The sequence below is a fragment of the Methanobacterium veterum genome (assembly GCF_000745485.1).
Classification (GTDB): Archaea; Methanobacteriota; Methanobacteria; order Methanobacteriales; family Methanobacteriaceae; genus Methanobacterium_D; species Methanobacterium_D veterum.
Genome location: NZ_JQJK01000009.1, coordinates 339,963 through 357,761 on the forward strand (window position 1 = coordinate 339,963; position 17,799 = coordinate 357,761).

10 protein-coding genes are annotated in these 17,799 nt (G+C 34.4%); 2 read left to right on the top strand and 8 right to left on the bottom strand.

Annotation, left to right across the window (positions count from 1 at the left end):
* Nucleotides 1–135 precede the first annotated feature (135 nt).
* The 5 genes from EJ01_RS04940 to EJ01_RS04965 all read right to left on the bottom strand — a co-directional run bounded on the left by EJ01_RS04940 (nucleotide 136) and on the right by EJ01_RS04965 (nucleotide 8,917).
* Nucleotides 136–1,620 carry a TrkH family potassium uptake protein gene (locus EJ01_RS04940; protein WP_048081622.1) on the bottom strand — a complete coding sequence of 495 codons (1,485 nt, stop codon included), beginning with the start codon at nucleotides 1,618–1,620 and terminating at the stop codon, nucleotides 136–138.
* An 11-nt stretch (nucleotides 1,621–1,631) separates the two neighbouring features.
* A complete protein-coding gene (locus tag EJ01_RS04945; RefSeq protein ID WP_048081621.1) occupies nucleotides 1,632–2,282 on the bottom strand; it encodes a potassium channel family protein in 651 nt (216 codons plus the stop codon).
* A gap of 631 nt (nucleotides 2,283–2,913) precedes the next feature.
* Entirely contained in the window at nucleotides 2,914–4,350 is a 1,437-nt protein-coding gene (locus tag EJ01_RS04955; protein WP_048081619.1) for a TrkH family potassium uptake protein, read from the bottom strand.
* Between the two features lie 230 nt (nucleotides 4,351–4,580).
* On the bottom strand, nucleotides 4,581–6,017 hold the full coding sequence (locus EJ01_RS04960) for a TrkH family potassium uptake protein (protein ID WP_048081618.1): 1,437 nt from the start codon (nucleotides 6,015–6,017) through the stop codon (nucleotides 4,581–4,583).
* Between the two features lie 137 nt (nucleotides 6,018–6,154).
* Nucleotides 6,155–8,917: a cation-translocating P-type ATPase gene (locus EJ01_RS04965; protein WP_331275696.1), complete on the bottom strand. Its 2,763-nt coding sequence runs from the start codon at nucleotides 8,915–8,917 to the stop codon at nucleotides 6,155–6,157.
* A 454-nt stretch (nucleotides 8,918–9,371) separates the two neighbouring features.
* On the opposite strand from EJ01_RS04965, the gene ftsA reads away from it, so the two are divergent.
* On the top strand, nucleotides 9,372–10,712 hold the full coding sequence (gene ftsA / locus EJ01_RS04970) for a coenzyme F390 synthetase (protein ID WP_048081617.1): 1,341 nt from the start codon (nucleotides 9,372–9,374) through the stop codon (nucleotides 10,710–10,712).
* A 124-nt stretch (nucleotides 10,713–10,836) separates the two neighbouring features.
* Nucleotides 10,837–12,102 carry a tRNA pseudouridine(13) synthase TruD gene (gene truD, locus EJ01_RS04975; protein WP_048081616.1) on the top strand — a complete coding sequence of 422 codons (1,266 nt, stop codon included), beginning with the start codon at nucleotides 10,837–10,839 and terminating at the stop codon, nucleotides 12,100–12,102.
* A gap of 66 nt (nucleotides 12,103–12,168) precedes the next feature.
* On the opposite strand, the gene EJ01_RS17145 is transcribed toward truD, so the two are convergent.
* Genes EJ01_RS17145 through EJ01_RS16375 form a run of 3 tightly spaced genes read right to left on the bottom strand, consistent with a single transcriptional unit; the run spans nucleotide 12,169 to nucleotide 17,484 of the window.
* The gene (locus EJ01_RS17145) at nucleotides 12,169–12,756 is read right to left on the bottom strand and encodes a hypothetical protein (protein ID WP_052375855.1); all 588 of its coding nucleotides are present in this window, start codon (nucleotides 12,754–12,756) and stop codon (nucleotides 12,169–12,171) included.
* Nucleotides 12,757–12,782: 26 nt separating this feature from the next.
* Nucleotides 12,783–13,700 (bottom strand): hypothetical protein, encoded by a 918-nt coding sequence (locus EJ01_RS16370; RefSeq protein WP_052375857.1) that lies wholly within the window; start codon nucleotides 13,698–13,700, stop codon nucleotides 12,783–12,785.
* 10 nt (nucleotides 13,701–13,710) lie between these two features.
* Complete coding sequence (locus EJ01_RS16375) at nucleotides 13,711–17,484, bottom strand: Ig-like domain-containing protein (RefSeq protein WP_052375859.1); 3,774 nt, start codon at nucleotides 17,482–17,484, stop codon at nucleotides 13,711–13,713.
* Nucleotides 17,485–17,799: the final 315 nt, after the last annotated feature.

Here is a 17,799-nt window from a genome sequence, read left to right on the forward strand (position 1 = left end):
AAACAGTGATAGATAGGTCTATATGCCACCACGTGGCATTTTCCTATGCTTTTAAAAAAAGGGTTATAGGTCTAGATGCTAGTTTTACTCCTCAATTCTTAATTTTTTAGTAAGTTTATAACTAACTACAATTATTTATCTCCTGACCACATTATTAATTGCAATGGCTATAAGGAGCAGTACTGGCCATATTTCGAGTCTGCCCACCCAGAAATCTATAATAAAAACTAATTTTACTAAAACCGGTGAATCTGGTGTAATAATTCCACTTGATAGTCCTACGTTGCTTAAAGCTGATGCTACTTCAAAAATGACCCTTGATATATCATTATAATATATAAGAACTATAACTATACTTATTATGTATATTACAAGGTATGTAAATACGAATGCACCTGTTATTCTCAAAACATCATCTGTGACTTTTAATTCTGTAACATGGTGAATTTTTTTTGCCATTACGGCTTTACCTGGCAGTATAAACGACTTAACCTGCCATGAAATTCCTTTTAGAAGTACGCCTAGTCTGAGCCATTTGATACCCCCACCTGTAGAGAGAGAACCTGCACCAATGATCATAATTATTGTCATTAGGAAAGTACCGAGGCCAATCCATTTACTCAATATATCTGGATAAAATGCTGTTTGCAGGCCAGTTGTAGATATGGCGGATACCATCTGGAATAAAGCGAATCTGAAGTTGAGCAGCAGGTCATTTCCATAAACTTGATGGCTGTACAGTACAAATGTCACAAGGATTGTTGAAAGTATAATAAGTGAAAATGCCACTTTTGTTTCTATATCCCTGAAATACTCTTTCCAGTTCCCTTTAAGAACGGTGTAATGCAGGGCGAAGTTTGTAGCTCCGATCATCATTAGAATCATGGCTGCTATTTCTATCCAGACACTGTTATAGAATAAAATACTTGTATTCTGCATTCCAAAACCGCCGGTGGATAAAGCAGTAAATGTGTAGAACACTGAATCAAATAATGGCATACCTGCAATCAAAAATAAGATTATTCCAAGTGCAGTAAAGAATACGTATATATAAACTATAACTCTTGTAGAATGTTTGATACTGGGTCTTAAACGTTCTTCTCTACCTTCTGCAAGATATAAACGCATCACGTCGGCACCAGTAGATCTTAAAAGAGCTAGAAGGAGGAATATAATTCCGAGACCTCCAATCCACTGTGTAAAAGCTCTCCAGAAATTCATTGTAAAAGAAACAGCATTTAAATTGGAGTACATACTGAAACCAGTGGTTGTAAATCCAGACATGGCTTCAAAATAAGAATTAAGATAGGATAACTCTCCTGAGATATAATACGGCAAAGCGCCCAGTGCACATGCAATCAACCATATAATGGTCGAAAAAACCATTGCACTTTTAAGAGTAATTTGTGTTTCTATTTTAAATAATTTAACAAAAGTAAAACCAATAACTGCACTTATGGCAGCTGAAGATAAAAAAGGAACTATATAGCGGGGTTCATTGTAAATAAAGGAAACTAAAATAGGAACTAGCATTGCAGCTCCAAGAAGCATGCAAACATCTCCTGTGTAATGAAGGATAGTTTTAACTTCTCTCCTACTCAGCCTATGAACCCTTTGCATTTAATCACGACCTAGGTTGTGAACATCTGCGTAACTTTTTTGACGGCATTCGCCTTAACAAGTACGGAAATAAGGTTATTTTCGCTTAAAACCATATTTTCCTTTGGAATAATTATGTTGCCGTTATTATGAACTGCGGCAATTATATAATCATCTGTGGGACTCACTTCTCTGATTTCTTTACCAATTACCTTTTTGTTTTTCACGGTAATGTTTATCATTTCTGCATTTCCCTTTCCAAGCACGATTAGATCGGCTATATTGGGTCTTGTTATCACTTTCTCAAGGTAACTCGCTGCAGTAAGTTCAGGACTTACAACAAAATTGATACCAACTTTTTGAAATGCTTCCTCATGTGATATATCGCTTACCCTTGCTATAATTTTTTCTATGTTATAATCCCTTACAAGAATACTTGATAACAAATTAGCGTCGTCATTACCTGTAGCTGCAACAAAAACATCTGCATCACCAATATTGGCTTCTTCGAGAATCTTTTTATTGGTACCATTACCGCAGATAACCAGTGCATCTAGTTCCGTCGCAGCATTATTACATAATTCTTCACTTTTTTCGATTATAGTAACATCGTTACCATTTTCAATTAGTTTTGAGGCCAAGTTAAGACCTACTCTTCCTCCGCCCATTATTACTACATACATAAATACACCTTATCAATAATTATAGTTTAAATCGTTTAAATAAATACTTAAAACGATTATAAGTTTGAAATAAAATGTTATTCTACATAAATATAGTCAATAAACTTTACTTTAAGTTTATACTGGCTATGCAACGGTTTACTAATTTTTTTTATACCGATTCATGTAATTTGACCAATGTTATATATAAACTTTATCTTCCGATATCTTCCGGCAGGTGAAATTTAGGGTCTACAAATCTTTTTTTTACAAAAGTGGGCATGAAATAAGTGTATATGTCTAAAATATGCTTAATAAATAAATTGGAGATATATGGTATTGTAATACCTCTTATTAATTTTTTAATTGGAGTAATACTGAACTTATAACATGCACTTTGATTATTTGTATGTGGCCCATGCATGCAGTGGATACTCTATTAAACGACGATTATGAAGATATTGGTGCAGACAATTATTATTTGAGCTGTAGTTCATCTTTCCATTTTTGATCTTTGGATTTTCTAGCATCGTCCTATTAATTATTATATGTTATGTATTATTTACAATGAGTGGCTATCAAATTTTATTTCATGTATTTAATTATAGAAAAATTTAGACTTTAATAGTCTCCTGAAAATGTCCAAATTAATTTAAAATTTTTTAACTGTGGCTATTACTGCCCTTAACAGCACGAGCACTGGTATTATTTCAAGCCTTCCAATCCACATATCAAATATCATGAAAGCTTGAGGAATTTGAGGCATTGTTGCGGATACTATGCCCATTGAGAGTCCAACACACCCCTGAATTGAACTAACCTCAAATAAAGAATTTAAAGCATCGTATCCGTACTGTACAAGCACAGTCCATGTTATAAATATAAAAATGAGGTAAATTATTATGAAGTATCCTGATTCTTTAATTTCTGCATCTGCCAGTGGCTTTCCAGATATTTTTCGAGGTATAACGGATCCTGCAGGGGCAACTATCTTAACAATTTCCCAGTAAACTCCTTTTAAAATCGTAATTATTCTTATAAGCTTTATAGCACCTACAGTAGAACCTGCTGAACCTCCAATGAGCATTAAACATATAAGCATTATTTTAACATATTGTGGCCACATTACCATAGTATTTGTGGGTTGAATATTAAAACCGGTAGTTGTTATGGCAGATACTGCATTGAAAACAGCATCCATAGAACTGAGATGACCATTTAAAATTATGAGTACAGAAAATACAAATATAAGAAGTAGTAACGCCTGGAATTGAATATCTCGTAGTAAGAACTTTATATTGCCCTTTAAAGCTCTATAGTGCACCAAGAAGCTTGTAGCACCTAAGATCATTATAATCATGGCCACTATGTTGATGGCATTACTGTGATATGCGCCAATGCCGTCGTTTTTAACAGACATTCCCCCTGTGGCTATAGCGGTCATGGTCTGGTTTATAGCATCAAAAATGGGCATTCCTACAATTATAAACATAACGATTCCAATTGCAGTATAAAATAGATAGATCCACCATATGGTTTTTACGGTGTTGACAATACTTGGTTTTATTTTTTCTTCTCTGGCTTCAGACTTGTATAATCTTGCTGCAGCGGTTCCTGGCCTTATGAGTATTCCAATAACAACAATAACGACTCCTAAACCACCTATCCACTGTTCCATACTTCTTAAAAAGAGAATTGATTTGGGGAGTATTTCCACATTTGCAAATATTGTCATCCCAGCTCCCGTCCAGGCGGACATATTTTCAAAATAAGCATTTAAAAAATTAATATGGGTGATTTGCATCATTATGAGGCTTCCAATTAGTGCCGCCCAAAGCCAGGCAAGGGCAGCTATCATCATACCATGTTTAAGCCCCATGCGTCCATTTTTGTCTCGAAGAGATCTCCTGAGAGCATACCCTACCAGGATTGAGAATCCTGATGGAATTATAAAAGACAGATAATTTGATTCATTGTAGATCAATGAAACAATTAACGGCGTTAAAGTCACTACGCCAATACCAATCATTATTAAGCCTAATTGCTCTAATATTACAAAAAAGTCTTTTTTTCTCAGTTGACCAATCATTTGTATCGTATTATAGATTTTCAGCGAAGCATATAAATTTAATCATTGTTTAGAATAATGCATTTTTTAACATTTTTATGTTTATTTAAAATGAAATTTAAATGCTAAAGTAACTATTTGAGAATTATTGTTATATATTTTTGGAGATATGCTGTACAATTGTATACTTGAACTAAATTAAGCTATGATTCAAAATTTATTATTTGTTGTAATTTGTGAAAATTAAACATTTAAAATCTTTTAAATGCACCTAATGATGCTCTTATTAAAACAAGTACTGGGATAATTTCAAGCCTTCCAATCCACATATTAAATATCATGAAAGCTTGAGGAATTTGAGGCATTGTTGGGGATGCAATGCCCATTGAAAGCCCGACGTTTCCCTGTGCCGAGACAATTTCGTATAATGAGTTTAGAGCATCATAGCCATAAGCTACAAAGACAAGCCAGCTTATAAATATAAAAATGAAATAAATAAATGCATATGATGTGGCTTCTTTGATTTCTACATCAGATACTAACTTATTAGATATTTTTCGAGGTATAACAGACCCTTCGGGAGATACTGCCTTTAAAATATCCCAATAGATTCCTTTTAATGCTGTAACTACCCTTATTATTTTTAGTGCACCCGCTGTTGAACCTGCTGCTCCACCTATTATCATACACGCAATGAGTATCAGTTTTATATATTCTAGCCATGCAATCATGGTGTTCAATGGGGATATGCTGGAACCAGTACATGAAATTGCGGATACCACATTAAAAATAGATTCTACAGGTACAAGTGTTGAATTTAGAATTAAAAGTATTGAAAATATGGCAATTATAAGTACCATGGCCCTGAACTGTATATCTTTTAATACGTCCCAAAATTTGCCTTTTAAAGCTTTATAATGAATTAAGAAACTTGTTCCACCTACAAACATTAAGAATATGGTTATTATGTAAATTAAGGTGCTGTTATATGCTCCAATATTATCGTTTCTTACAGACATTCCGCCTGTAGATAAGTTAGTGAATGTATTGTTTATAGCGTCAAAAATTGACATTCCTGCAAGAACATATAAAATAACTCCGAGAACAGTATAAAAAATGTATATCCACCATATGGTTTTCACAGTTCCCAATATGCTTGGTTTTATTTTTTCTTCTCTGGCCTCTGATTTATATAATCTTGCTGCAGCGGTTCCAGGCCGTATAAGTATCCCAATAACTACAATTACAACACCAAGACCACCAATCCACTGTTCGATGCTTCTTAAAAATAGAACTGATCTGGGGAGTATTTCCACATTTGTAAAGATACTGAGTCCGCTTCCAGTCCAGGCGGACATACTTTCAAAATAAGCGTTTAAAAAGTTGATATGGGTTGTATTCATGAGTATAAGGCTTCCAATTAGTGCCGCCCAAAGCCAGGCAAGGGCAGCTATCATCATGGCATGTTTAAGCCCCATTCTTCTATTTTTGCCCCTGAGAGATCTTCTAAGAATGTAACCTATTAAAATTGAAAATCCAGATGGGATTATAAAAGATAAATAATCCGGCTCGTTGTAGATTAAAGCAACAACTATTGGTGTTAAAGTCACCACACCAATGCCTATCATTATTAGGCCTAACTGCTCAAGCACTATATAAAAATCTTTTTTTCTCAGTTGACCAATCATTTGGATCGTATTAATAATATCCAGCAGAGCATATAAACTTGATCATTGATTATATTTTGGGCTTGTTGGGAAATTTGCAGATAATGAAGATTTATAGATTTAAAAAAGCAGATATGTCTTTAATTATAAAATAACCATTATTTAAACTGTCTGATTAAACATTTCCTTAATTCATCTGCAAAAAACATAATTGGAATAAATGTAATTACATATAACCATTCTATTATTCCAAGTGGAGCAGTTCCAAATACGCCCTGCAGTTGAGGTATATAAAGGATTGCAAGCACTATAGCGACTTCAAATATAATTCCTCTTATTATCCAGTTATTTTTAAAAACTCCAATTTTAAATACTGACATTCGTGTAGTTTGAATTGTTAAAAGGTTTCCTATCTGGCCCATTACAATACCAACAAAGACAATTGTGGTGGCTTTAATGTATAATGGGTCTGAAAATGGGAGAGGTTGTCCAAAATGCCATCCGCCGCCGTAGAGCACCCAGAAATATCCAGACATCACAAGTACTGCTTCAATTAATCCAAGGAAGATATATCCTCTAAGCACTACAGGTAAATTCAAAAGTCTCTCTTTTCTTGGCCGTGGCGGCCTTTTCATTACATCCGACTCGGGAGGCCCTCTTCCTAATGCTATTGCTGGAAGGGTATCTGTACCTAAATCTATTGCAAGTATCTGCATCACTGTAATGGGAAGAGGGATAGCAAACATGGCTGTAAGTACAAACGGTATGATTTCAGCAGTTTCATGGGAGAAAATATAGGTTATAAATTTCCTTATATTTTCATAGATGGTCCTGCCTTCTTTTATGGCAGATACAATTGTCGCAAAATTATCGTCAGTTAAAATCATGTCTGAAGCTTCTTTAGCTACATCAGTACCAGTTATTCCCATTGCAACCCCTATATCTGCTTTTCTAAGTGCTGGTGCATCATTTACACCGTCACCAGTCATTGCTACAATTTCATCCTCTTCTTCAAGTATGGATGCAATCCTCATTTTATGCTCTGGAACAGCCCTTGCAAATATCACATCACATCCAGAACTGAGAAGCTGTACAATTTGCTCGTCTGACATCTCACTGATCTCTTTTCCCTTTACCACCTGGCAATCACCGCTTATGATGCCAATTTCTTCGCCTATAGCTCGTGCTGTAAGTCCATAGTCCCCAGTTATCATTATAATTCGTATTCCAGCACCATGACATTGCTTGACAGCTTTATAGACTTCTGGACGTGGAGGATCCTGCATTGCCATCATGCCAAGAAATATCATGTCTTTTTCAACAGTTTCCGGCCTGTAATCATTGAAATCATTGGGTAAATTTTTATATGCTATTGCAAGTATTCTAAGGCCTTCTTCTGCAAGTTCGTCATGTATTTTGATTATATTTTCTTTTTCTTCTGGGAAAAGAGGCCTAATTTTTCCATCCTCAGAAATTTGATTACTTAAAGAAATTATCTTTTTAGGGGCCCCTTTAATATATGCAACCTTTTTGTCCTCTTTTTGATGTATAGAACTCATTGATTTCCGTACAGAATCAAATGGGAGTTCAATTATCCGTGGAATTCTTTTTATCTCTTCCTTCGGATTAAACCCGCTTTTGCATGCTGCAACAAGTAGTGATGCTTCTGTAGGATCCCCTAATATTTTCCATTTTTTACCTTCACTGTGGGGTTTAATTAATTTGGCATCGTTGCAAAATGCGGCTGTCCTCATAAGTAGTTTAAGCTCTTTCATTTCATCATAAGATATTTCATTACCTTTATGCAGGAATTTACCTTTAGGTGTATATCCTGCACCTGTTACGTCAATTAATTCATCAGGTATCCAGATTTTACGGACGGTCATCTCGTTTTTAGTAAGTGTCCCTGTTTTATCTGTACATATTATGGTTGTAGAACCCAGGGTTTCGACGCTGGAAAGACGCTTTATGAGTGCATTTTTACTGACCATTTTTCTAGCGGCTGCAGCAAGTGCAAGGGTTACAGTAGGAAGAAGACCTTCCGGAACATTTGCAACAGTTAAACCTATGGCAAAAAGAAACGCAATGGTTAAGGGGAGATTTAAAACAAGTATATTAACACCAAATAATGTAATGCCCATTAAAATTGCTATAATTGCTATTAAACGTGCCACTTTGTTTATTTCTATCTGCAGTGGGCTCTGTACTTCTTTCACAGTTTGGGTAAGAGACGCTATTTTGCTGAACTCCGTGTTTCTGCCTGTTGAAAAAACCACTGCTTTTCCAGAGCCAGATGTCACGCTGGTACCTGCAAAAATAAGGTTATGCATCTCAATAAAGGCATGATCTTCACCGTTCATCCCATCAGGCGTTTTACGTATAGGCCGTGATTCTCCTGTGAGTGTAGAATTATCCACCTTAAATTGGGATGCCTCTACAATCCTTGAATCTGCTGAAATATTGTCTCCTTCATCAAGTACGATTATATCACCAGGTACCAGTCCTGCTGCAACTATTTCCCTTTCTTTACCTTCTCTTATTACCTTTGCAGTTGATGGAAGGATTTTTTTGAGGGCTTCTGTTGCTTTTTCTGCCTGATATTCCTGCCAGAAGCTGAAAATAGCGTTTATTATAATTACGCCAATAATTGCAAATCCTAATTGGGGAGTTCCAGAAATAAAAGCTAATATGCTCGCAGCCCATAAAAGAAGGGCAAGAATATTGTAAAAGTTCTCTAAAAGTTTAAATATCAACGGTTTTTTCTTGACTTCTTCAATTTGATTTGGGCCATATTTTTTAAGCCTTAATTGGGCTTCATTTTCGCTTATGCCGCGGGGTGATGTATCCAGTTTAGAATATACTTCTTCAGGAGAAGGTTTATAAATATCCATCTCTTCTGAGGAGGGATTATTTTCATTCATGGTTACACACAAATAGAATTTTTCATGATTCGCTCATCTTAAGTCATAATTTTTTTTAAACACCTAAAATTTCTTATTAATACTTAATTAAAATGTATTATAATCTATGGTTTTTAAAACATAAAATAATAATGGAATATTTTTAAAATGCAATCTGGACAAAATAAGTTGTAATATACTATATATCGTTTATTCTGGTTTATTAATATCTCAAAACTTAATATATCTTGCTATTTTAAGCTTGTTTAAATCTTATTAATCCTTAGATTAATAAGTTAATTTTGACATATATTAATATAATTTAAAAATAGTGGAATTTTTTGTATCAATCTCAAAACATAAAAGAAGATGTTTGATATTCCTGTTTAAGAATTTATTAAATACATGGTTAAATCCACTGTGTATTAGCATTTTTGCAAAAATAATTTAAGAAACGCTAAATAGGGGGATTTTTATGAGTTATTTCAATGAGAAAATGGAAACAATGAGTCGAGATGACATTGATACCCTTGTTGAAGAACGTATTAAATATACAGTTGAATATGCATATAAAAACTCTCCTTTTTACCGAAAATGGTTTAAAGAAAACAGAATAAACACATCGGACATTAAATCCCATGAAGATTTAAGAGAACTGCCTATAATAACCAGTAAAACGTTAAGAGAAAGACAGCCTCCAGAGACAGAGAACTTTGAATTCAAATGTATGGATTGGGATGATATATATACAATTCATGAAACGAGCGGAACCAGCGGCATACCTAAATCTTTTTTTCTTACATGGGATGACTGGAATAGGTATGCTGAAAAATATGCTCGATCGTTTGTATCTCAACATTTTGGCAGGGGAGATCGTGTAGTGGTCTGCGCAGCCTATGGAATGAACGTAGGGGCTAACACTATGACGCTAGCGGCTCAAAAAATAGGGATGGCAATTATCCCTGAAGGTAAATGCACATTTCCAGTTCGTATAATAAAAAATTATCAGCCTACAGGTATAGTGGGAAGTATATTCAAGCTTCTGCGTCTTGCAAAACGAATGGAAGCAGAAGGAATCCTACCTCAGGAGTCAAGCATCAAACATTTGGTTGCTGGTGGAGAAAGCTTTGCAGAAGAATCACGGGCATATCTGGAAGAAATATGGGACGTACCTGTCTATAATACTTATGGAAGTACTGAGGGGACTATGTGTGGGGAATGTTATGTAAAAGCAGGCATGCATGTGCCTGAGGATCTTGTACATCTTGATGTTTATAATCCCCAGCTTAAAGACTTTGTAAATGACGGTGAATGCGGTAGAATAGTTTTAACAACTCTTTTACCTGTTGGTCAAAAGACAGGAACACTTCTTTTGAACTATGATACAGAAGACACCACTGTAGTTTTAAGCAGGGAAAAATGTAAATGTGGTAGAACTCATATGCGAATTTTAAATCCTCAGCGTGAGGCAGAAACTGTTTGGGTAGGTGGAAACCCATTTAATAAAGTTGATATAGAACAGGGAGTATTCCAGCGAGACAATATGGAATATCTAACAGGAGAATATGAAGCGTTTCTGTATGGGGATGAAATGGAAACTACACTAAGAGTTAGCATAGAATGTAATGACCCTGCAAACTGCGATGAAGACATGATCAGTGAAAATTTTATTAAAAGTTTCTTTAAATTTAAGCCGGGTATTCGGCAGGCATATTCAGATGGTACATTTAATGTAGTCTTTAATTTTACTGGTCCCGAAGGCCTTGAATTTTATAAGATCAGGGGAAGGCCAAAGCGTTTGGTGGACCGCCGGTGAGATTTAAATAACTGAATTATTTTTTTAAATTACAATGAATTATTTTTATTTATATGAATGTGAGAACATACAGTAATAGAATACTTATTTTTACACTTTTAAAAATAATCCGGAGAAAAAACTAATGCTTAATGCGGAAACTTATATCACCCGTCAAAAAGGAATTGGCGGAAAAATTAGAACAAGATATGAAGATTTTTACGTTGAAGAAATACCTGAATCTGAACCAAGTGGAATAGGAGATAACACATGGTTTTTCATTGAAAAAGTTGGAAGAGATACACTTGAGGTTGTGCTGGATGTCGCACGTGAACTGCACGTAGACCGGAAAAGAATGGGCTTTGCAGGGATGAAAGATAAACGGGCAGTCACAAGACAGTGGCTGTGTGTTTCAAACTCAGAAGTTGAAGACATTGAAAAATTAAGAGACAAGCTGTATAAAGTTGACATACTCAAGATAATGAAAAACGAGAAAAAATTAAGGATTGGACAGCTTGTAGGGAATAAATTCAGGCTTCTTATAAGAGATACAGAAGATCCAGAAAAAGATAGCCAATTAGCAACTGAAATAATGACAGAACTCTCAAAAACAGGTGTTCCTAATTACTACGGCTGGCAGAGGTTCGGTAAAAAGAGATCCAATACTCATCTTGTTGGAAAAGCATTGCTTGAAAATGATTTAAAAAAAGCAGTTGATTGTTATATTGGAAACCCTTATGATGAGGAGAGGGAGCATATTAAAAAACCAAGACAGCTTTATGACGAGGGAAAATGGGAAGAATCACTTGAAGAAATGCCTGGAAGCATGAGATATGAAAAAATGATGCTTAAAACCCTTTTAAAGGAAATGAAAAAGAAAAATATCGAAGATATTGATTCTTTAGATGAACATGCTTACAGGCGCGCTATATCAAGCCTTCCAAAACCATTACGGAGAATGTTTGTCCACGCTTATCAATCCTTTTTATTTAATAAAGCAGTAAGTGAGAGAGCTAAACTTGGAATAGATAAGTATGTTGAAGGTGACATAATCATTGATAATGAGGAGCATCTAGTCCATGAATTTGGTGATGACATCGACGAGAGAATTGAAAACTTTGAAGTTCACCCTACAGCTCCCCTTTTTGGAAGTAAAGTCCCACTTGCCGGTGGAGAACTTGGTGAAATGGAACAGAAAGTTATAGATGGGGAAGGAGTTACTTTAGAAGAATTTAAAGTCCCTAAAATGCCTAAGCTTGGAAGTCATGGGCTGAGGCGTGCGATTAGATTTAAAATATGGGATGCCTCTGCTAAGGCCACTGATGAAGGAGTTCTTGTAGAGTTTTCAATTCCAAAAGGATGCTATGCAACGGCTGTTTTGCGGGAAATAATGAAAAATGAAGTTGTTTAAGATTTAATTTCTTTAAATTTTTTAGTGTATTTAAAATATATTGCATATGTTACAGGTTAAAATTCATTACTTCTTTTCAATTGCTTTTCCTGCAAAATATCCCATAAGAAGAATAAAGACCAAGCTCCCTAATTCTGGTGATTTTATCATATCATTTAAAATCCAGTACTGGAAGAATAGTAGGCCTGCTGCAGCCGCATAAATCCAGTATATTTTTTTATTAACAGTGAAGAACGATTTAATTCCTAATGGGAGAAGAATTAGGCCCATAAATATGGATATAATGAACATGAAAAATTTTCCTTGGGTGTAAAATAAAATGAATAAGCTGAATGCTAGTTCTACACAGGCAATAGCAATCATAATTATGCCGTATAACCTTAATTCTAATTTGGGATCCAGTTTATAGGAAAATAGATAGTAAAACAAGTTTTTCGAAGGTGCAGGGTTTTGGGATTGATTGATAAAGACACCTTCGGAAGTGAAATTAGTATAATAATTCAATTCACTCGAAAAATCTTGATTTTTCGGTGCCCCAAACACTACGTGTTTGAGGGTTCCGCCGCATTCACATTTATCTGAAAACTTCTCTGGTAATTCTCCTTCCTGGAGTTCATAGTATCCATTGCATTTGTCGCAGAGTAGGTAACTCATTGAATCAACCATTAATATTTATATTTTCATTCGTTTTCAAAATCATTGATATTTTCATAGTATTTCAATTCTCCTCCGCACTGGCATCGGTCGAAATCTTCTGGCGATTCGCCAGGTTGGAGTTTATAGTAACTATTACATTTTTCACAGACTAAATAACCGTTATTTTCATTTTCTTTACTAAATTCTCCCATATTTCTTGCTTTATATTTGGTTACATCTGTATTCAAAAGTTTTAGATAAGTTTTGTATCCAATAACAATATCTTCTTTGGTTATTTCATCTCTATTATCGTTTACAGCGCTACATCCTGCCATTAATTTTATAAACATTTCTTCCATAGATGAAAGATCGTGATATTTTGCAAGTCCAAAATGGGTGTATAATATCCTTATTTTTAGATATTTCAATTTTTTGGCGAATTTTTTAGTGTTTTTGTCCTCCCATTTAACTTTTTTAAGTTTTTGGAAAAATTCTGCAGAAGGTTGAGGCCAATTGGACACTTCATCAAACTGATCAAGACCAAAAATAAGACGCTCATCTAATTCACTTAAGTAGATATTTTGTATATCTTCTTCACTGAATTCTCTTTTGACGGTCATGAAGTATCTAAATCCAATAATTCGATATATTAAACAGATATAGTAAAAGCGCATCATATAACCGAACTTGGGGATTGCAAAGTCTAAATTTTCATGTGCAATTGAGTAGACGCTATTTTCAGGCATATTTTCATAGTTCATTCTTTTTTCTCTTGGATAAAACTGGTTTTGTGAATTAAATGCATTTTTCAAGTCTTCATAAAGATTAGAATCACTTGCATTTTCCATGGAGATTATTACCTCCTTCAAACCAGTAACATTTTCATTTTCAAGGCTTTTGAGTGACTTATTAAGTCTGAACTCATCAGCTTTTTCAGTATTATGCTTGTCCATCCATGTCATTTAATTGCACCTATAATTTATTTTGTTTCCAACTATTAATAAATCCTATAAACGTGGTAATCATAAGCCAAAACCCAATTAATGCTATAAACAGTCCAAATAATCCTCCAAGAACTCCAATAGATACAAAATATGCTAAAAATACTAGAAATATACTTGCTACTATTCCAAATATATCTGCAGTTATAAAGCTCATTGCCATTGCAATTGAATTTAGAGAAAAACCTGAAATAGAAGTTATGCCTGTTATTGTATCCAAAAATTCAAATGTAATTCCTAAAATCTCTGGCACATCTGCGAATAAAATGTCTAAGATCATGTAGAGTAATAAATCCAGTAAAAATCCAAATATTCCAAGTATTAACATTAGAGCTACAATAACCATTATGATACCTATAGCTAACAGTAAATATGGAAGATAGTCGGGGTATGATGGTCCGTCGGAACCTCCATCTCCACTTCCCCCACCAGATCCGCCTGAACCGCCAGATGATCCTCCTGATCCGCTTCCTCCTGAAGAATCTCCGGATGAACTTCCTGAACTGGAAGATCCACTTTCAGATGATCCTCCATTATTAGATCCACTGGAGGCTCCTGATCCACTTGAGCCAGAAGAACTTCCACTACCAGATCCGCCTTGCCCTGATTCACCAGAGGTAGTTCCGTTATTTTGTCCGGAATCTCCGGGCTGATTTATAAGGTTATTATAAACAGTGAAGTAAACTGAAGTTGTTTCTATATTCCCTGCATAATCAATTGCCTGCAATGATATTTTATAATTACCAACATCCATTAGTGGTGCAACACTAAAAGTTAAAGTCCATTTACCATTTTCATAGGTTAGGGGTGTCCATGAACCTAGGATACGGGCATAAACTTCTTTTGTATCTGGAGAAGAATTTGCACTAATTGTTAACAATCTATCTCCTTGAAAATCGATAGATTTAACTTTATTTGGAGTAATTGTAGCAGTCATTACTGGCGGTGTGTTATCTACAGTGAAGTTAGTTGATGCGTTTGATGGGTTTCCAACTTCATCTGTTGCAGTGAAAAATATAGTGTAATTTCCATCAGGTAAATTGGGAACAGTATAATCGACTTCCCAAAGGCTTTCGTATCCATCAAACCACATTTTTGTCATATTCAATGTTTTATTGAATAAATTGGCATTGACACTTGCAGTATCATCACCCCATGTCCAATATTCTAATCGACTTATGTATGAATATACTCTTATTTTGAGAATATCTCCTGATTTTATGATGGAAGGATCAGTGAACGGTGATATTCGAGGAGGAGTACTGTCTACTCTAAATTTAGCATAAACATTTTGAACAATGCCTGCAGTAAAACCATATGGAGTGATCCCATTACCATAATATAAAGTCAGTAGAATATTACAAAGGCCATTTGTAATATTTGGAACCTTATAAGAAGTTGTCCAGATTCCATCTTCTTGTTTTGTTAGGTTAGGAATTTCTTCTTTGTAACTAACCCATCCTTGGTCATAGTCACTATAACCAACAAAATAGCCCCATATCTCTTTTGGTTCAAGACTTGATGAAACGCTTATTAATACGTAATCACCAGGTTTAACTGCATAGGGAGATGCACTGACATTTATTGTAGGGTTAATATTAATCAGTTCTAAATTAAGTTTTTTAACTCCAAGATTACCTAGAGAATCAGTAGCTGATAATGAAATAGAATACTGACCGGAATGTATTTGATCAAAAAGATCTTGGAAAGAACAGGTAAATATCCATGTGCCGTCTTGTTGTTGTATCATGTTATATCTGTTATTGACGGTGATGTTCTTTGTATCTAGATCGGAAGAGGCTTTTATGGTTATTGTTGTATTATCAAGGGGTAAACAATTGTTTATTAATTGGAAAGAATCAGGAGAAATAGTTGCATTGATAGTTGGAGGTGTATTGTCAACTGTAAAATTAAGTACAGCGATTCCTTGATTTCCAACATTATCTGTCGCAGTTAATATGGCTGTGTAATTACCGGATGAAAGAGATGGGATTGTGTAATAAAGCCGCCAGATACCATCCTCTTCTTTATACATACTTAAATTTTTACTACCTGCAATTGAAGCTACTATACTTTTTGTATCTGAGTCAGAAGACACATTTATAATAATAGCATTTCCAGATCTCACTAAATTTGGTGTGATTGTACCTAAACTCGTTGGTGGCGTGTTATCAACAGTAAAGTCAAGTGAGAGATTTTTGGTGTTCCCTTCTGCATCTGTTGCAGTTAGTAAAACAGAATAAGTTCCATCTTGAACTTGTGGAATAGTGTAGTTAAGGATCCACGTATTGTCTGGCTGTTTTATAAGATTCAATTTATTATTAAATATTAAAGCAGTTATATTTGTTACATCTCCTGAATAAGCTTTTATAGTGATTATGTCTCCAGATTTCACAATATTAAGATTAAGTGAGCCAGAAAGAAGTTGTAAGTGATTATTTGTATCACGAACGAAAATATGATAACAGTTATTATCAACAGGAACGAGGTTATCTGCGTATGAACTGAAAGCTATACAACTTCCATCCGCGCTTATTGATGGGCTTTCGCAGTTACTATTTGCTATTTCATATAAATTGGATATGCTAACTTCTTCAGTAGTTTTTAGAGTTCTATCTCTTATAACTACTATGCCGTAAGGATAATAATTGTCCAAGTTAGTGTTAGATAGAGCAACACTTACACGTAATTTACCTACTATAAATGCTACATAACGCCCATCGCCGCTGATCGAAGGACTATAACTATAATCTTGGATCTCTTCACCTGAATTTAAGACACTTATGCGTTCTGTTGTACCTGAATTTAGATCATAAACGAAAACATCACTTCTATCATTGTTATCTCCAGTTACAAGATTATCTGCATATGAAACAAAAGCAATTGAGTTACCATCTGCGCTAATAGATGATCCATAGCTACTTCCATATCCTTCGGCACCTTTACTGGATATACTTATTCTTTTAATTGTGTTAAATGTTTGATTATAAACAAATACATCAGAACAGCCGTTAATGTTATTATTAACTAGATTATCTGCATATGAAGTAAATGCAATAAAATTACCATTGGCACTTATAGATGGTTCAGAACTATCTCCATTTCCTTCTTCGCCGGTATTTGAAACACTTATTCTTTTAATTGTATTTGAAATTTTGTTGTAAACAAAAACATCATTACAACCATTGGTATCATCCGTTACAAGGTTACTTGCGCTGGATGAAAAAGCAATATAACTACCGTCTGCACTTATGGATGGGTCATAACTGTCTCCATTCCCTTCATTGCCATTATTTGAAATACTAACACGTTGTGTAATATTCATTAAACAGTCGTATACAAAAACATCTGAGTATCCATTATTATCACTTGCCACCAAATTAGTTGCATAAGATGTATATGCTACATAACGACCGTCACTACTTATGGAAGGGCCATAGCTATCTCCATTACTTTCTTCTCCTGAATTTGAGATACTAATTCTTTTTGTAGTATTTAAAACCCGGTCACGCACGAATATATCACTACAACTATTATTATCTCCAGCTACAAGGTTATCTGCATATGAAGAAAATGTAATATATCTTCCATCGGCACTTACTGCTGCTTCTGAACTATAACCATTGGATATACTACCATTAGTGGAAATACTAATAATTTCAGTGCTATTAGCCGCAGTGGCTGATCCACAAATTGTTAATGATATAAATAATGCGATTAATAGTAATATGATCCTTTTTATCAAGATTTACACACCCTTATTGAAAATATAGATATAATTTTAAAATTATCAGCTAAATTTAGAAAATACGGCTATTTCATGAATTATAAAACCAAAATTTATATTTTAATAGTATTTGCTAAATTATGATAATATGATACTACAAGGGTCTAGATATTAACTTATATAAATATTACCATTTAATCATAACAACTCCTAATTGGATAAAAAGATTTTAAATAGTGATTTAGGATGTATATGCTATTTTAATAGCTTAAATATTCAAAATAAGATAATTAATATGTGTTTTTAAATAATGAAGTGTGTAATTAGCTTATA

Bases quoted from the DNA above. Each gene is read 5' to 3' on its own strand.
- EJ01_RS04965 (WP_331275696.1), bottom strand. From the start codon at position 8,917: ATGAATGAAAATAATCCCTCCTCAGAAGAGATGGATATTTATAAACCT.
- ftsA (WP_048081617.1), top strand. From the start codon at position 9,372: ATGAGTTATTTCAATGAGAAAATGGAAACAATGAGTCGAGATGACATT.
- EJ01_RS04945 (WP_048081621.1), bottom strand. From the start codon at position 2,282: ATGTATGTAGTAATAATGGGCGGAGGAAGAGTAGGTCTTAACTTGGCC.
- EJ01_RS04940 (WP_048081622.1), bottom strand. From the start codon at position 1,620: ATGCAAAGGGTTCATAGGCTGAGTAGGAGAGAAGTTAAAACTATCCTT.
- EJ01_RS16370 (WP_052375857.1), bottom strand. From the start codon at position 13,700: ATGACATGGATGGACAAGCATAATACTGAAAAAGCTGATGAGTTCAGA.
- EJ01_RS04955 (WP_048081619.1), bottom strand. From the start codon at position 4,350: ATGATTGGTCAACTGAGAAAAAAAGACTTTTTTGTAATATTAGAGCAA.
- EJ01_RS17145 (WP_052375855.1), bottom strand. From the start codon at position 12,756: ATGAGTTACCTACTCTGCGACAAATGCAATGGATACTATGAACTCCAG.
- EJ01_RS04960 (WP_048081618.1), bottom strand. From the start codon at position 6,017: ATGATTGGTCAACTGAGAAAAAAAGATTTTTATATAGTGCTTGAGCAG.
- truD (WP_048081616.1), top strand. From the start codon at position 10,837: ATGCTTAATGCGGAAACTTATATCACCCGTCAAAAAGGAATTGGCGGA.